The sequence below is a fragment of the Actinoplanes sp. NPDC051343 genome, from assembly GCF_044455125.1.
Lineage (GTDB): Bacteria > Actinomycetota > Actinomycetes > Mycobacteriales > Micromonosporaceae > Actinoplanes.
The window spans coordinates 147,924-166,066 of the sequence record NZ_JBITEL010000016.1; the positions used below are offsets into that span (position 1 = coordinate 147,924).

The 18,143-nt window shown below is 70.5% G+C and carries 18 protein-coding genes; 10 read left to right on the forward strand and 8 right to left on the reverse strand.

Annotated elements, in window-relative coordinates; all coding sequences use genetic code 11:
• Positions 1 to 23: 23 nt before the first annotated feature.
• A complete protein-coding gene (locus ACIA5C_RS40475; protein ID WP_396064968.1) occupies positions 24 to 1,214 on the forward strand; it encodes an MFS transporter in 1,191 nt (396 codons plus the stop codon).
• Positions 1,215 to 1,235: 21 nt separating this feature from the next.
• Here ACIA5C_RS40475 and lhgO read toward each other — a convergent pair whose 3' ends face one another.
• On the reverse strand, positions 1,236 to 2,420 hold the full coding sequence (gene lhgO, locus ACIA5C_RS40480) for an L-2-hydroxyglutarate oxidase (protein WP_396064970.1): 1,185 nt from the start codon (positions 2,418 to 2,420) through the stop codon (positions 1,236 to 1,238).
• 50 nt (positions 2,421 to 2,470) lie between these two features.
• Here lhgO and ACIA5C_RS40485 point away from each other — a divergent pair, with 50 nt between their 5' ends.
• Both ACIA5C_RS40485 and ACIA5C_RS40490 read left to right on the forward strand, forming a co-directional pair.
• Positions 2,471 to 3,898, forward strand: a complete 1,428-nt coding sequence (locus ACIA5C_RS40485) for an NAD-dependent succinate-semialdehyde dehydrogenase (RefSeq protein ID WP_396064972.1) — start codon at positions 2,471 to 2,473, stop codon at positions 3,896 to 3,898.
• 478 nt (positions 3,899 to 4,376) lie between these two features.
• A complete protein-coding gene (locus tag ACIA5C_RS40490; RefSeq protein WP_396064974.1) occupies positions 4,377 to 5,501 on the forward strand; it encodes a sugar ABC transporter substrate-binding protein in 1,125 nt (374 codons plus the stop codon).
• Positions 5,502 to 5,561: 60 nt separating this feature from the next.
• Here ACIA5C_RS40490 and ACIA5C_RS40495 read toward each other — a convergent pair whose 3' ends face one another.
• From ACIA5C_RS40495 to ACIA5C_RS40505, 3 genes are read right to left on the reverse strand one after another with little or no spacing between them, the layout of a single operon-like run.
• A complete protein-coding gene (locus ACIA5C_RS40495) occupies positions 5,562 to 6,584 on the reverse strand; it encodes an LLM class flavin-dependent oxidoreductase (protein WP_396064976.1) in 1,023 nt (340 codons plus the stop codon).
• Positions 6,585 to 6,593: 9 nt separating this feature from the next.
• The gene (smpB, locus tag ACIA5C_RS40500; protein ID WP_396064978.1) at positions 6,594 to 7,073 is read right to left on the reverse strand and encodes an SsrA-binding protein SmpB; all 480 of its coding nucleotides are present in this window, start codon (positions 7,071 to 7,073) and stop codon (positions 6,594 to 6,596) included.
• Positions 7,074 to 7,083: 10 nt separating this feature from the next.
• Positions 7,084 to 7,347, reverse strand: a complete 264-nt coding sequence (locus tag ACIA5C_RS40505; protein WP_396064980.1) for a hypothetical protein — start codon at positions 7,345 to 7,347, stop codon at positions 7,084 to 7,086.
• A 188-nt stretch (positions 7,348 to 7,535) separates the two neighbouring features.
• On the opposite strand from ACIA5C_RS40505, the gene ACIA5C_RS40510 reads away from it, so the two are divergent.
• The 5 genes from ACIA5C_RS40510 to ACIA5C_RS40530 all read left to right on the forward strand — a co-directional run bounded on the left by ACIA5C_RS40510 (position 7,536) and on the right by ACIA5C_RS40530 (position 13,226).
• Entirely contained in the window at positions 7,536 to 9,650 is a 2,115-nt protein-coding gene (locus ACIA5C_RS40510; protein WP_396064982.1) for an MMPL family transporter, read from the forward strand.
• Between the two features lie 68 nt (positions 9,651 to 9,718).
• On the forward strand, positions 9,719 to 10,480 hold the full coding sequence (locus ACIA5C_RS40515) for a hypothetical protein (RefSeq protein WP_396064984.1): 762 nt from the start codon (positions 9,719 to 9,721) through the stop codon (positions 10,478 to 10,480).
• 93 nt (positions 10,481 to 10,573) lie between these two features.
• Positions 10,574 to 11,572 (forward strand): NAD(P)-dependent alcohol dehydrogenase, encoded by a 999-nt coding sequence (locus ACIA5C_RS40520; protein ID WP_396064986.1) that lies wholly within the window; start codon positions 10,574 to 10,576, stop codon positions 11,570 to 11,572.
• Positions 11,572 to 12,543: an amidohydrolase family protein gene (locus ACIA5C_RS40525; protein WP_396064988.1), complete on the forward strand. Its 972-nt coding sequence runs from the start codon at positions 11,572 to 11,574 to the stop codon at positions 12,541 to 12,543. The genes ACIA5C_RS40520 and ACIA5C_RS40525 overlap by 1 nt, the downstream gene beginning before the upstream one ends.
• The gene (locus ACIA5C_RS40530) at positions 12,540 to 13,226 is read left to right on the forward strand and encodes an iron-sulfur cluster assembly protein (RefSeq protein ID WP_396064991.1); all 687 of its coding nucleotides are present in this window, start codon (positions 12,540 to 12,542) and stop codon (positions 13,224 to 13,226) included. Before ACIA5C_RS40525 ends, ACIA5C_RS40530 begins: the two co-directional genes overlap by 4 nt.
• On the opposite strand, the gene ACIA5C_RS40535 is transcribed toward ACIA5C_RS40530, so the two are convergent.
• Entirely contained in the window at positions 13,195 to 13,989 is a 795-nt protein-coding gene (locus tag ACIA5C_RS40535) for an IclR family transcriptional regulator (protein ID WP_396064993.1), read from the reverse strand. The two genes, ACIA5C_RS40530 and ACIA5C_RS40535, sit on opposite strands and share 32 nt — an antisense overlap.
• Before the next feature lie 70 nt (positions 13,990 to 14,059).
• Between ACIA5C_RS40535 and ACIA5C_RS40540 the strand changes: the two genes are divergently transcribed.
• The gene (locus ACIA5C_RS40540) at positions 14,060 to 14,383 is read left to right on the forward strand and encodes a putative quinol monooxygenase (protein WP_396064996.1); all 324 of its coding nucleotides are present in this window, start codon (positions 14,060 to 14,062) and stop codon (positions 14,381 to 14,383) included.
• Here ACIA5C_RS40540 and ACIA5C_RS40545 read toward each other — a convergent pair whose 3' ends face one another.
• Positions 14,384 to 14,812 carry a hypothetical protein gene (locus ACIA5C_RS40545; RefSeq protein WP_396064998.1) on the reverse strand — a complete coding sequence of 143 codons (429 nt, stop codon included), beginning with the start codon at positions 14,810 to 14,812 and terminating at the stop codon, positions 14,384 to 14,386.
• 1 nt (position 14,813) lies between these two features.
• On the reverse strand, positions 14,814 to 16,145 hold the full coding sequence (locus ACIA5C_RS40550) for a vanadium-dependent haloperoxidase (protein ID WP_396065000.1): 1,332 nt from the start codon (positions 16,143 to 16,145) through the stop codon (positions 14,814 to 14,816).
• A 114-nt stretch (positions 16,146 to 16,259) separates the two neighbouring features.
• Between ACIA5C_RS40550 and ACIA5C_RS40555 the strand changes: the two genes are divergently transcribed.
• The gene (locus ACIA5C_RS40555; RefSeq protein ID WP_396065003.1) at positions 16,260 to 16,937 is read left to right on the forward strand and encodes a winged helix-turn-helix transcriptional regulator; all 678 of its coding nucleotides are present in this window, start codon (positions 16,260 to 16,262) and stop codon (positions 16,935 to 16,937) included.
• A 38-nt stretch (positions 16,938 to 16,975) separates the two neighbouring features.
• Here ACIA5C_RS40555 and ACIA5C_RS40560 read toward each other — a convergent pair whose 3' ends face one another.
• Entirely contained in the window at positions 16,976 to 18,103 is a 1,128-nt protein-coding gene (locus ACIA5C_RS40560) for a cellulose binding domain-containing protein (protein WP_396065005.1), read from the reverse strand.
• Positions 18,104 to 18,143: the final 40 nt, after the last annotated feature.

An 18,143-nucleotide genomic window follows, 5' to 3' on the forward strand; every position in this document is an offset into this window, starting at 1 on the left:
CACTGCCGGCCTAGGCTCGTCCAGTGCCGCCGCATGGCAACCGGACGATCGTGGCCGCCCTCGCGATCACCCAGACCGTCGGCTACGGCACCCTCTACTACGCCTTCGCCGTCTTCCTCGTCCCGACCGCCGCCGACCTGCACACCAGCACGACCGCCATCACCGGCGCCTACACCGCCGCCGTCCTCGCGTCCGCCGCGCTGGCCGTGCCCGTCGGACGGTGGCTCGACCGCCACGGCGCCCGCACCCTGATGACGCTCGGGTCTCTGCTCGGCGCGCTGCTGCTGGTCGCCTGGTCCCAGGTCCACACCGTCGCCCAGCTCTACGCGGTCCAGATCGGCATCGGCGCCGCGTCGGCCGCCAGCCTCTACGAAGCCGCGTTCGCCGTCATCATCGCCCGGCACACCGCCCGCCACCGGGGCGGTGCCCTGCTCGCCGTCACCGTGGTGGCCGGCTTCGCCAGCACCATCTTCCTGCCGTTGACCGGCTGGCTCACCGACCACCACGGCTGGCGTACGACGCTGCTCATCCTGGCCGGCATCCAGGCAACGCTCACGGCCCCGCTGCACGCCCTCGTGCTGCGCCCCGGCCCGCATCCGGCGACCGAAACGTGGCCCGGCCGCCACGACCCGCCGGCATCACTGCGGCCGGTCTTCGCCGACCGCGGATTCTGGCTGCTGGCGCTGGCTTTCACGGCCAACACCGCCGCCGTGGCGGTCGCGACCGTGCACCTGGTCGCCGCCCTCACCAGCTGGGGGCACCCGGCCACCTTCGCCGCCACCGTCGCCGGCCTGTTCGGCATCCTGTCGGTCACCGGCCGGCTGGTCACCAGCGGCCTGCAACACCGTTTCCCGACCATCCCGATCGTCGCCGCGATCTTCGCCGTCCAGGCCGTCGCGGCCGGCGGACTCGCCCTCACCGGCCGGAACACCGCCGCCGCCATCATCACCGTCATGGGCTTCGGCCTCGGCTTCGGCGTCGCGACCATCGCCAAACCGATCCTGCTCGCCGAGCGCTACGACACCCGCCGATACGCCATCATCGCCGCAACCCTCGTCGTTCCGATGACCGTCGCCAAAGCCGCCGCACCCCTGGCCGCCGCGTGGCTGCACACCGCCACCGGCAACTACCGCGGCGTCTTCCTCACCACCGCGGCCGTCTGCGCGACCGCCGCCCTCGCCCTCGCCGTCGTTCCAGGGCAGCGCCGCCGGTAAATTCCCGTCACGGCGCGGGTCCTAGCGTTCGATCAGCTCGCCGACCACGTGCTCGGCGATCGCCAGCGACGAGGTGGCGGCGGGGGAGGGGGCGTTGCGCACCGCGGTCACCGGGCCGCGGTGGTGGATGCGGAAGTCGTCGACCAGGGAGCCGTCGGCGTCGACCGCCTGCGCCCGCACGCCGGCCCCGCCGCGTTCCACGTCGTCGACCCGCAGGTCCGGGACGTAGGACTGGGCGGCCGCGACGAACGCCCGCTTGGACGCGCTCCCGTAGAGCTCCTTTATCCCCGTACGCCAATGGCGGCGTGCCATGCGCCGGAAGCCGGACCACATCATGGTTTGCCAAAGGTCGCCGGCGGCGACGTTTCCCCAGGTGTAGCCCTCGCGGGCGAGCGCGAGCACGGCGTTGGGGCCGACCTCGACCGAGCCGTCGACCCGGCGCGTGAGGTGCACGCCGAGGAACGGGTAACGGGGGTCGGGCACCGGGTAGATCAGGCCGCGCACGAGGCCGGAACGCCCGGGCTTGATCTTGTAATATTCGCCGCGGAACGGCACGATCGCCGGGCCCGGGGTGTCGCCGGCCAGCCTGCTGACCCGATCGGACTGCAGCCCGGCGCAGATGACCACCCGGTCGAAGCCGAACTCACCCGCCGTCGTCTGCACCCGGGCACCCTGCAGGCCGGTCACCTCGGCGCCGAAGACGATCTCGCCGCCGGCCTGCCGCACGTCGTCGGCGTAGGCCTCGGCGACCGCCACGAAGTCGACGATCGCGGTCCGCGGCGAGTGCAGCCCGGCGACTCCGCGCGCGTGCGGCTCGATCTCGCTGATCTCGGCCGCCGAGACGCGGCGCAGGGCGGGCACCTCGTTGAGCCGGGAGCGCCGCTCGATCTCGTCGAGACCCGGCACTTCGCTCTCGTCGCGCGCCACGACCAGCTTGCCGACCGCGTCGTAGGGCAGGCCGCGCTTGGCGCAATATTCCTCGAGCAGCGTCATGCCGCGCCGGCACAGCTTCGCCTTGAGCGAGCCGGGCTGGTAGTAGAGGCCGGCGTGCACCACGCCGCTGTTGTGGCCGGTCTGGTGTGCGGCGACATGGTCGTCTTTGTCGAGGACCGTGACCGGATAGCCGAGTTCGGTCAGGCGGCGGGCGATCGCCAGACCGACGATCCCGGCCCCGACGACACCGAAGCGTGGCGGATTCGCAGACATCGGGACCAGACTAGTGATGCCTGGGCGCTCTTGGGGTAGGGAGAACGGTTGTGGAAACAGAGTTGTTCATCGGCGGCAAATGGGTCTCCGCCTCTTCCGGTAAGCGTTTCGACGTGCTGGACCCGGCCACCGGCGACGTCATCGGGACGGTGGCCGACGGCGGCGAATCGGACGCGATCTCGGCGGTGGATGCGGCGGCGGCCGCGGGTCCCGCTTGGGCGGCGACCGCTCCGCGCGTACGCGGTGAGGTGCTCCGCAAGGCCTGGGAGCTGATGACCGAGCGCGCCGACGAGCTGGCCAAGCTGGTCAGCCTGGAGAACGGCAAGGCCCTGGTCGACGCCAAGGGCGAGGTGACGTACGCGGCCGAGTTCTTCCGCTGGTTCGCCGAGGAGGCGGTCCGCGTCGACGGCCTGGTCAAGAACGCGCCGTCGGGTGCCAACCGCATCCTGGTCGTCAACCAGCCGGTCGGCGTCTGCGTGCTCGTCACGCCCTGGAACTTCCCGGCCGCGATGGCCACCCGCAAGATCGGCCCGGCCCTGGCCGCCGGGTGCACTGTCGTGCTCAAGCCGGCCAGCGACACTCCGCTGACCGCGCTCGCCATGGCCGGCATCCTGGCCGAGGCCGGCGTGCCCGAGGGCGTCGTCAACGTGCTGCCCTCGCGCAGCTCGGGCAAGGTGGTCTCGGCCATGCTCAAGGACCCGCGGGTCCGCAAGATCTCGTTCACCGGCTCGACCGAGGTGGGCCGCATCCTGCTCGCCCAGGCCGCGGAGAACGTCGTCAACACGTCGATGGAGCTGGGCGGCAACGCGCCGTTCGTGGTCTTCGCCGACGCCGACATCGACGCCGCCGTGGACGGCGCCATGATCGCCAAGATGCGTAACGGTGGCGAGGCGTGCACCGCGGCCAACCGGTTCTATGTCGAGGAGTCGGTGGCCTCCGAGTTCTCCCGTCGCCTCGCGGACAAGATGGCCGCGCTCGTGGTCGGGCCCGGCACCGACGAGAGGACCCAGGTCGGTCCGCTGGTCAACGAGGACACGGTCGCGAAGGTCGACGGCCTGGTGCGGGGCGCGCTCGACGAGGGCGCCGCGGCGTCGATCGGCGGCTCGCGCCCCGAGGGCAAGGGCTTCTACTACCCGCCGACCGTGCTCACCGGCGTCGCACCGGGCTCGGCCATCCTCCGGGAGGAGATCTTCGGCCCGGTCGCCCCGATCGTCACCTTCACCGACGAGGCGGAGGCGATCAGAATGGCCAACGACACCGAGTTCGGCCTGGTGGCGTACCTCTACACCGGCGACCTGGCCCGCGGCCTGCGGGTGAGCGAGGCGCTGGAGGCAGGCATGGTTGGCCTCAACCGTGGCCTGGTCAGCGACCCGGCCGCGCCGTTCGGCGGGGTGAAGCAGAGCGGCATCGGCCGGGAGGGCGGCCACGAGGGCCTGCTGGAATACCTCGAGTCGAAATACATCGCCGTGAACTGGTAAGACCCGCTTCCGAGAGGCCCGGCCCGGCGGCCGGGCCTCTTTTCTGTGCCGAGGGTCCGCCCCCAGCGAGTCTTCACCGGGCCGACGGACCGGGTCCGCCCGGCCGATCGCTCGGCGTGTCCGTGGTGGCCCGATTCGCAGCATCTGAGACCGAGGCTGTCGTACATTTCCGGACAAGGCGTACTCGGCAGCCCGATGGCGTGAATTAGACGAGCTAGTCGCGATATCTCGGGCGCTGGCGGCCTTTTGTGGCTGGTGGATCCGGCGGCGCGTCCCCTGAAAGGGTGCGCAGTTGCGGTGTAGGGGGCCGTCCGGCCCCTGCGCGTTGCGTAGTCGGAGGATGCTTACGGACGGGAAATGAACTATTTTTCTTCCTCGTGCCGTACCCCTTGTCGGGTGCCTCGCGCTTTGGTCGATACTAGTGCGGCCTGTCGGCGCCCCCCACAGGTAGCGATACACCCGGAAGGACTGCTTCCCAATGCGCAAGAGACTGTTGACCTTCGCGGCGGTCGGTCTGCTGGCGACGGCAACCATGACTGCGTGTGACAGTTCCGATGACCAGACCTCGTCAGCCGCCACCACCAGCAACACGACGGTCGGTAAGGGCGACGGCAAGGCCCGGGTCGGCGTGATCCTCCCCGACACCGTGAGTGCCCAGCGCTGGGGCACCGCCGACCCGAAGTACCTCCAGGCGGCGTTCAAGGACGCCAACGTCCCGGTCGAGGTCGAGAACGCGCAGGGCAACGCGGCGGACTTCGTCAAGATCGCCCAGAACATGGTCGACAGCGGCATCAAGGTGCTGATCATCGCGAGCATCGACTCGGTCAGCGGCAAGGCGGCCCTCGACCTGGCCAAGGCGAAGAAGATTCCGACGATCGACTACGACCGGCTCACGCTCAACGGCGGCGCCGACTACTACGTCACCTTCGACGGCAACCGGGTCGGCGTGCTGCAGGCCTACGGGCTGCGCCAATGCCTCGACCAGAAGAAAAAGAACAACGCCGTGATCGCCGAGATCAACGGCTCGCCGACCGACAACAACGCCACGCTGTTCAAGGCCGGCTACGACTCGGTCCTCAACCAGAACTACGACGACGGCACCATGGTGAAGGGTCCGGACCAGTCGGTCACCGACTGGAAGCCGGAGATCGCGACCACGATCTTCGCCCAGATGCTGAACCAGCGACCCGACATCGGCGGCGTGCTCTCCGCCAACGACGGAATGGCCGGCGCGGTGATCGGCGTGCTGAAGAAGAAGAACCTCAACGGCCGGATCCCGGTCACCGGGCAGGACGCCTCGGTGGCCGGCCTGCAGGCCATCCTCACCGGCGACCAGTGCATGACGGTCTACAAGCCGATCAAGCCGGAGGCCGAGGCGGCCGCCAACCTGGCGGTGAGCCTCTTCAAGGGCCAGAAGCCGACCACGACCGACAAGCTGAAGGACCCGGAGTCCGGGGCCTACGTGCCGACCGTGCTCGAGCAGCCGCAGTCGATCACGATCGCCAACGTCGATGACGTGATCAAGGACGGCTTCGCCACGGCCAAGGAGGTCTGCACCGCGGCCTTCCAGAGCGTCTGCCGCGACCACGACCTGATCAAGTAGCCGGGCACGACGTCACAGCGAGGGCCGGCGAAGCCGGCCCTCGCTTTTTCGTGGGAGACCTCAGGCCAGCAACTCCTTGACCCGGGGGAGGACCTGCGAGCCGTACAGCTCGACGGTGGTCATCATGCGTTCGTGGGGCAGCGTGCCCGCCGAGTATTTCAAGTCGAAGCGCTGGATGCCGAGCGCCTGCACGGTCGAGGCGATCTTCTGGGCCACCGTCTCGGGCGAGCCCGCGTGCCAGGCGCCGACCTTGATGTCCTCGACGAAGCGGTCGTGGGCGAGCGGCGGCCAGCCCCGCTCCCGGCCGATGCGGTTGAGCATGTTGCGGGCGTGCGGCCAGAGCACGTCGATCGCCTCCTCGTCGGTCTCGGCGACGAAACCCGGGCAGTGCACCGCGACCGGCAGATCTTGCGGCTGCCCGAACTCCTTGAGCGCGCGCCGGTAGAGGTCGACGTAGGGCGCGAACCGGGCCGGCTCGCCACCGATGATCGCCAGGGTGAGCGGGAAGCCCAACTGCGCGGCCCGGACCACCGACTCGGGGCTGCCGCCGACGCCGATCCAGGTGCGGATGCGGCCCGACTCGGTCTTCGGGTAGACCTGCTGGTCGGTCAGCGGTGGCCGGACCGTGCCCGACCAGGTCACCGGGCCCTCGGTGAGCAGGTGCGACATGAGGTCGGCCTTCTCGCTGAACAGCTTGTCGTAGTCGGCGAGGTCGAAGCCGAACAGCGGGAACGACTCGGTGAACGAGCCCCGGCCGAGGACGATCTCGGCCCGCCCGTCGGAGACCGCGTCGAGGGTCGCGAACCGCTCGAAGACACGGACCGGGTCGTCCGAGCTGAGCACGGTGACCGCGGTGCCCAGCCGGATGCGCTCGGTGCGGGCGGCGATCGCGGCGAGCACGATCTCGGGGGCCGAGACCGCGAAGTCGTCGCGATGGTGCTCGCCGAGACCGAACGCGTCGACCCCGAGCCGGTCGGCCAGCACGGCCTGCTCGACCACGTTACGGATGACCTGGGCGTACGGAAGCTTCTTGCCGTCGGGGCCGGCGGTGACGTCGCCGAACGTGTCGAGACCGAATTCCACGCCCTGATCCTATCGACGGCCCTTGAGCCGCCGTCCGAGCTCCCGGGCGATCTCCTTCTGCGCGTCCCGCTCGGCCATCACCTGGCGCTTGTCGTACGTCCGGAGGCCGCGCGCCAGACCCAGCTCGACCTTGGCCCAGCCGTTGCTGAAGTACATCGACAGCGGGACCAGGGTCAGGCCCTTGCCGTCGTCGAGCTGATGCAGGATCTTGGCGATCTCCCCCTTGTGCAGCAGCAGTTTGCGGGTGCGCCGCGGCGCGTGGTTGGTCCAGCTGCCGTAGCCGTACTCCGCGATGTGCAGGCCGTAGAGCATGATCTCGCCCTCGTGTTCCTGGGCGAACGCGTCGACCAGCGAGGCGCGGCCCTCGCGGAGCGACTTCACCTCGGTGCCGGCCAGCACGAGACCCGCCTCCCACGTCTTGAGGATGGCGTAGTCGTGCCGCGCCTTCTTGTTGGAGGCGATCAGCTTCCGGCCCTGTTCTTTTGCCACGCCGAGCAATTTAGGGCACGGGGCGGCGCATCGAGTAGACGACGCTGCTCAGCCGGTGCGGTTCGTCCTTGACGTGGACGACGGCCCGGTCGTACGCCTGCCAGCCGGCCGCCCCGGCCCGGTTGAGGTGCTGCAGGTCGTCGAAGCGCTCGTCGGTGCCCCACCGCAGGATGCCGCCCGGGTGATGGAAGGTGGCGGTCCAGTCCATGAACCGGTCGGTGCCGAGCGTGCCCGCGGCGCGGTAGTCCAGCCGTGCGTACTCCCAGTTGGTCACCTCACAAATTATGCCGTGTCGATCTTCGTGTCGCTGTCCGAACCCCGGGTTCGCATTGTTCGCATCCCCGACACAACGGCGTGACGGCAACCCTGAGATAACCCTGAGCTCGGCGTATTCAGGGTTGGGCCGCTCCGGCGCCCCGGCATACGCTCCGCGCGAACTGACTGTCCCGGGGGGAGACGGCTATGGGTACGGGTGGGATAGCGCGGCTGGTCAGCGGCCGCTGGTCCAAATGGGTAGTGCTGGCACTGTGGATCGTCGTGCTCGCGGTGGCGGCGCCGATGGCCGGCAAGCTCAGCGGCGTCGAGAAGAACGACAACTCGGCCTGGCTGCCCGGCAACGCCGAGGCGACCAAGGTTTCCGACCTGCAGAAACAGTTCCAGCCGGACGACATCGCGCCGGCCCTGATCGTCTACGAGCGCGACGGTGGCATCACCGCGGCCGACCAGGCCCGGGCGACCGCCGACGCGCAGGCGTTCGCCGCCGTGCCCGGTCTCGCCGGCCAGGTCAGCGGTCCGGTCCCGAGCAAGGACAAGGCCGCGCTCGAGACGGTCGTGCCGATCAAGGTGGACAGCGCCGGCTGGGACAAGATCGTCGACAGCACCGACGCGATCAAGAAGATCACCGGCACCGGTGCCGACGGACTCAAGGTCTATCTGACCGGACCGGCCGGCAGCGCCGCCGACTCGGCGGGTGCGTTCAACGGTATCGACGGCACCCTGCTCTACACGACGCTGATCGTGGTGGCCGTGATCCTGCTGATCACCTATCGCAGCCCGATCCTCTGGCTGCTGCCGATCCTGTCGGCCGGCGTCGCCCTGGCCAGCGCCCAGGGCGTCATCTACCTGCTCGCCAAACACGCCGGCCTGGTCGTCAACGCGCAGAGCGCGGGCATCCTGACCGTGCTTGTCTTCGGCGCCGGCACCGACTATGCCCTGTTGCTGGTCGCCCGCTACCGCGAGGAGCTGAGACGGCACGCCGACCGGCACGAGGCGATGCAGTTCGCGCTGCACCGGGCCGGACCGGCGATCATCGCCTCGGCGGCCACCGTGGCCGTCGGCATGTCGATCCTGACCCTGGCCGAGGTCAACTCGACCAGTGGCCTCGGGCCGGTCGCCGCGCTCGGCATCGTGGTCGGACTGCTCGCCATGGTGACGCTGCTGCCGGCCCTGCTGGTGATCTGCGGCCGCTGGCTGTTCTGGCCGGTACGCCCGAAGTTCGGCACCCCCGAGCCGACCGCGACCGGCCTCTGGGCCCGGCTCGGCGGCCGGACGGCCCGCCGCCCGCGCACGGTCTGGATCACCACCGCGGTCGTGCTCGGCGCGATGGCGCTCGGTCTGCTCCAGCTCAGCGCCAACGGACTGTCCTCGGGCGACACCTTCACCACCAAGCAGCCGGCCGAGGTCGGCCTCGAGGCGATGGCCCGGCACTTCCCGGCCGGTCAGGGGCAGCCGGTCGCCGTGATCGCCGACGCGGGCAGCGCCGACCAGGTGCGCCAGGCGCTGGCCGGCACGCCCGGCATCACCGCGGTCGCCGACCCGGTGGTCAAGAACGGCCTGGTCGAGCTCGACGGCACCCTCCAGGCGGCGCCCGACAGCAAAGCCGCGCAGACCGTGGTCAAACAGGTGCGCACGGCGGTGCACGCGATCCCCGGCGCCGACGCCAAGGTCGGCGGCATCACCGCGATGACCATCGACATCAACGAGGCCAACCGGCACGACAACCGGTTGGTCATCCCGCTGGTGCTGCTGGTCGTGCTGGTCATCCTCGGGCTGCTGCTGCGCTCGGTCGTGGCGCCGCTGCTGCTCATGGGCACGGTGGTGCTCTCGTTCGCGGCCGCCCTCGGGGTCAGCGCGCTGGTCTTCCGCCACCTGTTCCACTTCGGCGGCGAGGACACGTCGTTCCCGCTCTACGTCTTCGTGTTCCTGGTCGCGCTCGGCATCGACTACAACATCTTCCTGATGACCCGGGTGCGCGAGGAGTCGCAGAAGCACGGCACCCGGCGGGGCGCGCTCACCGGCCTGGCCGCGACCGGCGGCGTGATCACGTCGGCCGGCATCGTGCTGGCGGGCACGTTCTCGGCGCTCGGCAGCCTGCCGCTGGTCGCGTTCGCCGAGATCGGGTTCGCGGTCGCGTTCGGCGTGCTGCTCGACACGCTGGTCGTGCGGTCGGTGCTGGTCACCGCCCTCACCCTGGACATCGGCCGGGCGATGTGGTGGCCGAGCAGGCTGGCCCGGGTACGCGACGAGGAGCCGCCGGCCGAGGTGGCCGCACCGCCGGAAGCCGTGCCCGTGCGGTAACCCAGCGTGTAAAGTAGACCTCCCGCTGCGTCGCGGGGGGTCTGCTTCCGCACCGGGGAGTCGCGGCCGTGAACGAAGACGAAGTGGCCGACCACGAGCTTCCGCTTCTCCTCGAGCGGGCCCGGCGGGCTTTGCGCCGCGGGCATCCGGCCGAGGCGGCCGCTCTGCTGGCGCCGTGCGGCGACGATCCCCGGCGCACCTACGCCCGCGAGTGGGCGTCCCGCCGGTCCACCCTTTCCTACTCGGCGTTGCAGTCGGTGCTCGCCTGGCTCTGCGCCGACGAGGCCGAGCACGCGCGCCGGGCCGTCGAGGCGGGCGACTTCTCCGCGGCGGCCGAGTTCTGGCACAACGCGCTGCGGCTCGACCGTCGCTTCACCCGGGCCGCCCTGGCTCGCGCCCGCGCGCTGCGGGAGGCCTGCCGGGCCGAGCACCGTCCGCGGTCGGCGCGGGCACTGGCCGCGAGCTGGTCCGACTCGGTCGGCTTTCTCGCCACCGCGGAGCAGCTGGCCGGGCGGGCCCGCGACGAGGACCGGCTGCTCGCCGCGGAGGCGACCGCGTTGCTCGGCGAGATCCGGGCCGAACGCGGCCGGGCCGTCAAACTGGCGGCGTTCTGGCGGTGCTACGCCCAGGTGGAGAGCTTCGGCGAACACTATCGCCGGGTGCGGCCCCGCAACTGGCTCGACTACTCCAACATCCGTACGTCGTTCGTGCCGATCGCGGGCGATGTGGACCGGCTGATCCGCCGGTACGGCCGCGACGACCCGGACATCGGCCGGCTCCTCGGGGAGCTCGCGGAACTGGTCGAGACGGCCCGCGCCCAGCTTCGCTGAGTCGTTGTCAGCATCTGAACGCGCGCTGTCCTCCCGCCGGGCGGCCACCGCAAAGTCGGGGAAAGATTTCCCCAACGGCGAGGGAGCCAGCCCATGAAGGCCGTACGCGTGCACTCCTACGGAAAACGCCCGTCCGTCGACGAGGTACCCGATCCGCGGGTGACCGGGCCGCTCGACGTCCTGGTCGAGGTCGGCGCGGCCGGGCTGTGCCGCACCGACCTGCACATCGTCGAGGGTCAGTGGGCCGAGAAGTCCGGCGTGCAACTGCCGTACGTGATCGGGCACGAGAACGCGGGCTGGGTCCGCGAGGTGGGCAGCGCGGTCAGCAACGTGGCCCCGGGCGACACGGTGATCCTGCACCCGCTGGTCACCTGCGGCCTGTGCCGGCCGTGCCGGGCCGGGGACGACGTGCACTGCGAGAACTCGAAGTTCCCCGGCATCGACACCGACGGCGGCATGGCCGAATATCTGGTCACCAACGCGCGCGCCGTGGTCAAGCTGGCGGACGGGCTGGAGCCGGCGGCGGTCGCGGCACTCGCCGATGCAGGCCTCACCGCCTACCACGCCGTACGGAAAGCGGTGCCCCTGCTCTATCCGGGCACGACCTGTGTGGTGATCGGCGCGGGCGGCCTCGGCCACATCGGCGTGCAATGCCTGCTCGCGATGACCGCGACGCGGGTGGTCGTCGTCGACCCCTCGGAGGGTGCGCGGAACCTGGCCACGCAGCTGGGTGCCCACGAGGTCTTCGCGGACACGTCCGAGCTGCACGACAGCGCCCACGTGGTGCTCGACTTCGTCGGGGAGCAGGGCGCCGAGAAGGAGGGTCTGGCGTGCACCCGGCGGGCCGGCAGCTACTTCGTGATCGGCTACGGCGGCTCGATCGACATCCCGACCATCGATCTGATCTCGACCGAGCGCAACATCATCGGCAACCTGGTCGGCTCGTACAACGACCTGGCCGAGCTGATGACGCTGGCCGCCCAGGGCAGCGTCAAGCTGCACACCCGGACCTACCCGCTGGCCGCGGTCAACGAGGCCATGGACGACCTCGAGGCCGGCCGCCTGCAGGGACGCGGAATCCTGGTCCCCTGATGTACAGCAAGGACGGGGTGGACTATTACGTCATCGACGGTCACACCCATTTCTGGGACGGTTCGCCGGCCAACCAGATCAACCGCTACGGCGAGGGATTCATCAAGTGCTTCTACGATTACCACTCGAATCTCTCCCCGGCGGAATACCAGTGGTCGCTCCCGGATTTCGAGCGCTACTCCGAGGAGAAGATGATTCACGACCTGTTCGAGGTCGGATACGACGACGTGGCGATCCTCCAGTCGACCTATCTGACCGACTGGTACGTGAACGGTTTCAACACCACCGCGCAGAACGGGGAGATGGCGGAGCGGAACCCGGGGCGGTTCATCGTCAACGGCCGCTTCGACCCGCGCGACGGCGAGGCCGGGCTGGAGAAGCTGGAACGGTTGCACGAGCGGTGGCAGTTGCGCGGGGTCAAGCTCTACACCGCCGAGTGGAAGGGTGATTCGAAGGGCTGGAAACTGAGCGACCCGTGGGCCTATCGCTATCTCGAGAAGTGCCTCTCCCTGGGCATCCGCAACATCCACGTGCACAAGGGCCCGACGGTCTACCCGATGAACCGGGACGCCTTCGACGTCGCCGACGTGGACGACGCGGCGACGGCCTTCCCCGAGTTGCGGTTCATCGTCGAGCACGTCGGGCTGCCCCGGCTGGAGGATTTCTGCTGGATCGCCACGCAGGAACCCAACGTCTACGGCGGGCTGGCGGTGGCGATGCCGTTCATTCACAGCCGGCCACGCTATTTCGCCCAGATCATCGGCGAGCTTCTGTACTGGCTCGGCGAGAACCGCATTCTGTTCGGCAGCGACTACGCGATCTGGCAGCCCAAATGGCTGATCGAGAAATTCGTGGACTTCCAGATCCCGGAGGACATGCAGGGGGAATACGGCGTGCTCACCCCTTCGGCGAAGCAGAAGATCCTGGGCCTCAACGCGGCCCACCTCTATGACGTCAAGGTCCCGGCATGACGGTCTTCTCCGAGGTGACGGCGGCCCTGAGTTCGGTGCGGGATCCCGAACTCGACCGCCCCATCACCGACCTGGGTTTCGTGTTCCGGATCAAACTCGAAGACCCTTCGGGTGTACGCGTCGAGCTCCGTCTACCGACGTACTTCTGTGCCCCGAACTTCGCCTGGCTCATGGTCGCCGACGCCCGGGACGCCGTGGCTTCCGTTCCCGGTGTGCGGTGGGTCCAGGTGGTTCTCCTGGACCACTTCGTCTCCTCCGAGATCAACGAGGGGGTCGCGGCCGCCACGTCGTACGCGTGCACCTTCGACGGGGAGACGGCCGACCCTTCGCTGGCGGCGTTGCGGACGACGTTCGAGCGGAAGGCGCATCTGGCCGCCTCCGAGCGGCTCGCCCGCGCGCTGGTGGCCGGCGGGGTGCCGCCGGCCGCGTTGCCCACGCTGTCGCTGGCGTCGGCGGCGTCGTCGGCGCCCGGCGCCGCGGACGGTGTGGTGCGCCGGAGGGAGCGGCTCGGCATCGTGTCGTCCTGGGCGTTCTGCGACGACCGGGGTGATCCGCTCGACGCCTCGCGGATGCCCGGCTGGCTGCGGTTCGCCCGCACGGTGCGGGTCAGCATCGAGGGCAACGCGGGCTTCTGCCAGGGCCTTCTCGAAACTAGATACGGCCCTTCCGGACCGCCGTGTTGAGGGCGACCGCCCGGGTCGCGCGCACCGCGCCCAGGCGCACCGCCCGCTCGACCGACCAGCGGTCGGCCCGCAGCCGGGTGGTCGGCATCGAGATCGCGACCGCGCCGACGAAGCGCCCGGCCGCGTCGGTCACCGGGGCCGCCATGCAGCTCAGACCGGCCTGGAACTCGTCGACCTCGATCGCCAGACCGGTCCCGCGCACCTGGGTCAGCTGGCGGTCGAGCAGCGTCCGGTCGGTGACCGTGGCCGCGGTGACCGCCGGGGTGCCGGTGTGGCCGAGCACGATCTCCAGATCGTCCCGGCCGAGCGTCGCGAGCATCAACTTGCCGAAGGCGGTGGCGTGTGGAGCCTGATGGAAACCGACGTCCAGGGGGCGGATGCGGGGATGCTCGGGGCACTCGGCCACGTGCGCGACGATCATCTCGGTGTCGCGCAGCGCCGCGTAGTAGGCGGCGGCCCGCGCCTGCTGGTGCAGCACCCCGGCGACCCGTTCCACCTCGGCCGGCGCGGCGATCTGGCGGCGGAGCCCGCGCGCCAGGTCGTCCACGCGATGCCCCAGCGCGTACGCCCGCTGGTCGCCCAGATGGACCAGATATCCTCCGGTGACCAACGTCGTGAGCAGGTGATATGTCGTCGGGAGGGTGAGGCCGAGCGCCTTCGCGACGTCCCGGGCGGCGACCGGCCCGGCAGCGGCGGCGATGTGGTCGAGGACCCGCATCGCCCGCTCGACGGACTGCAGAAGTCCCGTTCCCTTGCCGGCCATGACACCACCCTCCGTCCGCCAAGGTCGCAAGCGGAACCCCAGTGACTGATCGCGCGAAAGGTGAGCAGAAATGATCTTCATTACCGCCAGGTTCACGGTCAAGCCCGAGCACGCCGACGACTGGCCGCGGATCAGCGGCCCGTTCACCGAGGCGACCCGGGCCGAGGCGGGCTGCAAGTGGTTCGACTGGTCGCGCAGCCTCGACGACCCGGCCGTCTACGTGCTCGTCGAGGCCTTCCGCGACGGTGACGCGGGCGCCGCCCACGTCGGCTCGGCCCACTTCAAGCAGGCCCAGCTGGACCTGCCGCAGTACCTGGTCGCCACCCCGAAGATCATCAGCCAGGTGGTCGACCAGGACGACTGGTCCGAGCTGGGCGAGCTCGCCGTCAAGTGATCAGGGTGTGAAGGACTGGATGCATTTCATGAGCTCCTCGGCCGCCTCGGCCTCGGAGACCTGACCCACGCCGGTCGCGACCTCGAGCATCTCGAGCCGGGCACGGACTGCCTGCGCCTTGGCGATGTTCTCGTCGAGATGGTGCGACTTCATGAGCTGTGTGGCGATGGTGGCGGTCAGCGAGCAGATCGCGGCGGCGCCGCAGAGCAACTGCCAGGCCGGCGAGGACAGGCCGAGGGTGACGGTGAGCCAGGTGGCCAGGGGCTTCCCGCCGAGGGCGGGCGCCGCGGTCATCGCCGCGGCGAGCGCACCGCTGACGAGAGTGAGGCGAAGCAGGCGGTCGCGGCGGGCGACCGCGGCCGAGAGGTACGTCTGGACCGAGTCGCGTTTACTGCTGATCGACAGATACAGGACGTCGGTGGCCGGCATCTCACGACCTCCGGGTGACGAGCGCGGCCGCCCGGCGCCCGAGCCGGGCACCGTCGGCCATGGACCGGCGGAAGTGCAGGCCGGCCCAGATGCGGGCGCCGCCGACGTCGTTCGACGGGCCGGCCGTCGAGCGATAGGTGCGCGTGGTGCCGGTGACGGTGCTGGTCATCGTCAGCGGCACCCGCGTGGTGCCGAAGTATGCGGCCACCGCGGTGGTGGCGGCCGCGGTGAACGAGGCGTGGGCCGACGGATATTCGGGATGGTTGACCACCAGCATCGACCGCCAGGACGGGTCGGCGGTGGTGGCCGGGTTGCCGTCGGTGCCGGCGCGGCCGATGGCGTGCACCGGCCGCCAGAACACGAAGTGGTATTTGGCGTCGAAGCAGGCGATCAGCGCGTCGGCGACCGCGACGTGGGCGAGGCCGAGCATGCGGGCGGCGGCCAGGGTGCTCAGGCCGCGCTCCGCGGCCAGCCCGCGCAGCGCACGGCTCCACTGGATGTAGGTGTTCTCGGCCCAGAACTGCACGGTGCCGGTCTGGGCCGGGCTGCGCCGCGTGGAGTCGATGCGTCCGTAGTCGCGGGTCTCCCGCCAGTCGCTGGTGTAGGCGGCGCTGGTCAGCCGGTTGGGCCCGGCCGGGCGGAACTGATCCGGCGACGTCATCACCAGCGGCCGCACCCGGGGCAGCTTCACGTCGACCGGGGTGGCCGGCGTGCCGTCCGGGTTGGTGACGACCGGCTCGAACACGTCCGGCCCGGGCGCCGGCTGCACCCACGGCACGACGGCGTCGAACCCGTCGCCCGCGCGGATCCGCAGAATCTCTTCGCCGACACGACGCCCGGTGTCGAGGCCGCGGCGAACCTCGCGGGTGCCGGGCAGCAGGGCCAGATAGCTTTCGTAGGCGTCGGCCAGGACGGCCGCCTGCGCCGGCAGACGGCCGGTCAGGACGCCGTACGCCGCGGCCGCCACCGCCGCATCGACGTCACCGCCTCGAGCGACGTCACCGCCTCGAGCGACGTCACCGCCTCGAGCGACGTCACCGCCTCGAGCGCCGTCACCGCCTCGAGCGCCGGGTAAGCCGGCCAGCAGCGGCCGGTATCGCCCGCCGGCCGCCGCGCCCGCGTCGTGCATCGCCCCGATGACGATGCCGGCCAGCACGCCCGCGCTGCCCGGTGACCGGTCCGGAGCGATCGCGGCAGCGGCGATCTCGCTGAAGTGCAGCGCGGCGTTCGGCTTCCCGGCCCGCACCCGCGCCGGGCGGGCCGGTGCCGGGCGGGCCGGTGCCGGGAAGACAGCAGCGGCGGCGGTGGCGACCAGCAGATCTCTGCGTTTCATGGTCCTCAGTGCTCCTATGAAGAGGTCGATGCTTTCGCCAAAGTGTTCGACCGTCCTCGAAATAGGGGAAGTTCTGATTCCGGACCGGCACCCGGTAGGGCGACACTCGGGGGCATGAAGACCTACGGCCAGTACTGCCCGGTGGCCAAGGCGGCCGAGATCCTCGGCGACCGGTGGACCCTGCTCATCGTGCGTGACCTGCTCTTCGGCCCGGTCGGCTTCAACGAGCTGGCCCGGGGGCTGCCCGGCATCTCGCGGAGCGTCCTCAGCGACCGGCTGCGCCATCTGGAACGGCTCGGGCTCATCGAGGGTGCGGGCACCGGTTACCAGCTGACCGGGCCCGGCCGGCATCTGACCCCGGTGGTGAAGGTGCTCGGTGACTGGGCCGCCCGCTGGGTGCTGGAGGATCCCAGTCAGGCCGAACTCGACCCGGACCTGCTCATCCTCTGGATCAGCCGGCACGTCGCGACGGAGGCGCTGCCGCCCCGCAAGGCCGTGGTGGCGTTCCGCCTCTCCGGCCCGCAGCCCGGCCGGCTGTGGCTGGTCCTCGAGCCGGCTGGCGCCTCGATCTGCCACGCCGACCCGGGCCTCGATCCGGCCTCCTACGTGCACGTCGACGGTGAGACGGCCGCGCTCTACCGGGTCTACATGGGCCGCCGCGACCTGTTCGACGAGGTCGCGGCCGGCACCCTGAAGCTGGCCGGCGACCCGGCTCTGGTCCGTGCCTTCCCGACGTGGTTCACCTGGAGCAACTTCTCACCGACCGTGCGGGCCGCCCGGTCGGCGGCTTGAGGCCCAGCGCGGACAACCGCGCTGGGCCGGTGTGCCGGTCAGGAGATGGCGGCGGAGACGGATGGGAACCATCGGGCGGCGATCTTCTGGTTGCCGGCGTCGTTGGGGTGGACGCCGTCGTAGGTGTCGGTGTCGTCGTCGAAGCCGGTCCACTGGTCGACGACCGTGATCGGGGACGCGGCGGTGGTCAGGGACTTCGCCCAGGCCGGGATGGCGGCGTTGAAGTTGACGACGCGCTGGCCGCAGTCGGCGCAGTTGCTCGGCTTCATCGGCAGGATCTGCGCGACCAGGATCTTCATGCGGGGGTTCGAGGCGCGCATCTGGCCGACCAGCGTGGTGAACGCGGCCAGGATCGTGTCGGGGGAGAGGTTGCTCCACACGTCGTTGGTGCCGAAGTGCATCATCACGACGTCGGGGTGGGTGGCGGCGAGCCAGCCGACCAGCTGGTTCTGGGCGGCGACGTTGGTGGCGAGGAAGCCGCCGTGCCCCTCGTTCTCACCGTCGTAGGGGAAGCCGCAGCCCTGGCCCGGCAGCGTCCCGACGAAGTCGACCTTCGACGCGGGCAGCATCTGCCAGAGCAGCGCCCGCCAGCAGCCCGGCGAGCCGGTGATCGAGTCCCCGAGCGCCATGATCTTGACCGGGGCGCCGGTGGACGGCGGCGAGGTCGGCGGGGTGGTCGGTGGGGTCGTCGGGGGAGTGGTCGGCGACGTCGTGGGCGGCGTGGTCGGTGGCGTGGTCGGTGGGGTGGTCGGCGGCGTCGGGCCGGTCGTCGTGGCGGCGCCTGTGCACGCCGTACCGTTGAAGCGGAAGACCGCCGGAGCCGCACCGGACCCGGATCCGTTGAATCCGAAGGATGCCGTCGCCCCGGTGGCGACCGCGCCGTTCCAGTCGGCGTTGCGCACCGTGACCGTCGCCCCGGACTGCGCGACGACGCCGTTCCAGAGCTGGCTGACCGTCTGGCCGGACGGGAAATCGAAGGCCAGCGTCCACTGCTGCACCGGATCGCCGAGGTTGGTGATCGCGACCGAGGCGCCGAAGCCGCCCGGCCACGAGCTGGTGACCTGATAGCCGACCCGGCAGCCGGTGGCGGCGTGCGCGGGGGTGGCCACGGTCAGGCCGAGGATGCCGAGGGCGAGCGCGGTCAGCGCCATGAGGATCCGTCTCATCGGGAACCTTCCAGGTACGAGGGAGTGGGAGCGCTCCCAT

Bases quoted from the DNA above. Each gene is read 5' to 3' on its own strand.
- lhgO (WP_396064970.1), bottom strand. From the start codon at position 2,420: ATGTCTGCGAATCCGCCACGCTTCGGTGTCGTCGGGGCCGGGATCGTC.
- ACIA5C_RS40510 (WP_396064982.1), top strand. From the start codon at position 7,536: ATGGGTACGGGTGGGATAGCGCGGCTGGTCAGCGGCCGCTGGTCCAAA.
- ACIA5C_RS40560 (WP_396065005.1), bottom strand. From the start codon at position 18,103: ATGAGACGGATCCTCATGGCGCTGACCGCGCTCGCCCTCGGCATCCTC.
- ACIA5C_RS40530 (WP_396064991.1), top strand. From the start codon at position 12,540: ATGACGGTCTTCTCCGAGGTGACGGCGGCCCTGAGTTCGGTGCGGGAT.
- ACIA5C_RS40550 (WP_396065000.1), bottom strand. From the start codon at position 16,145: ATGAAACGCAGAGATCTGCTGGTCGCCACCGCCGCCGCTGCTGTCTTC.
- ACIA5C_RS40525 (WP_396064988.1), top strand. From the start codon at position 11,572: ATGTACAGCAAGGACGGGGTGGACTATTACGTCATCGACGGTCACACC.
- ACIA5C_RS40545 (WP_396064998.1), bottom strand. From the start codon at position 14,812: ATGCCGGCCACCGACGTCCTGTATCTGTCGATCAGCAGTAAACGCGAC.
- ACIA5C_RS40540 (WP_396064996.1), top strand. From the start codon at position 14,060: ATGATCTTCATTACCGCCAGGTTCACGGTCAAGCCCGAGCACGCCGAC.
- ACIA5C_RS40490 (WP_396064974.1), top strand. From the start codon at position 4,377: ATGCGCAAGAGACTGTTGACCTTCGCGGCGGTCGGTCTGCTGGCGACG.
- ACIA5C_RS40520 (WP_396064986.1), top strand. From the start codon at position 10,574: ATGAAGGCCGTACGCGTGCACTCCTACGGAAAACGCCCGTCCGTCGAC.
- ACIA5C_RS40555 (WP_396065003.1), top strand. From the start codon at position 16,260: ATGAAGACCTACGGCCAGTACTGCCCGGTGGCCAAGGCGGCCGAGATC.
- ACIA5C_RS40535 (WP_396064993.1), bottom strand. From the start codon at position 13,989: ATGGCCGGCAAGGGAACGGGACTTCTGCAGTCCGTCGAGCGGGCGATG.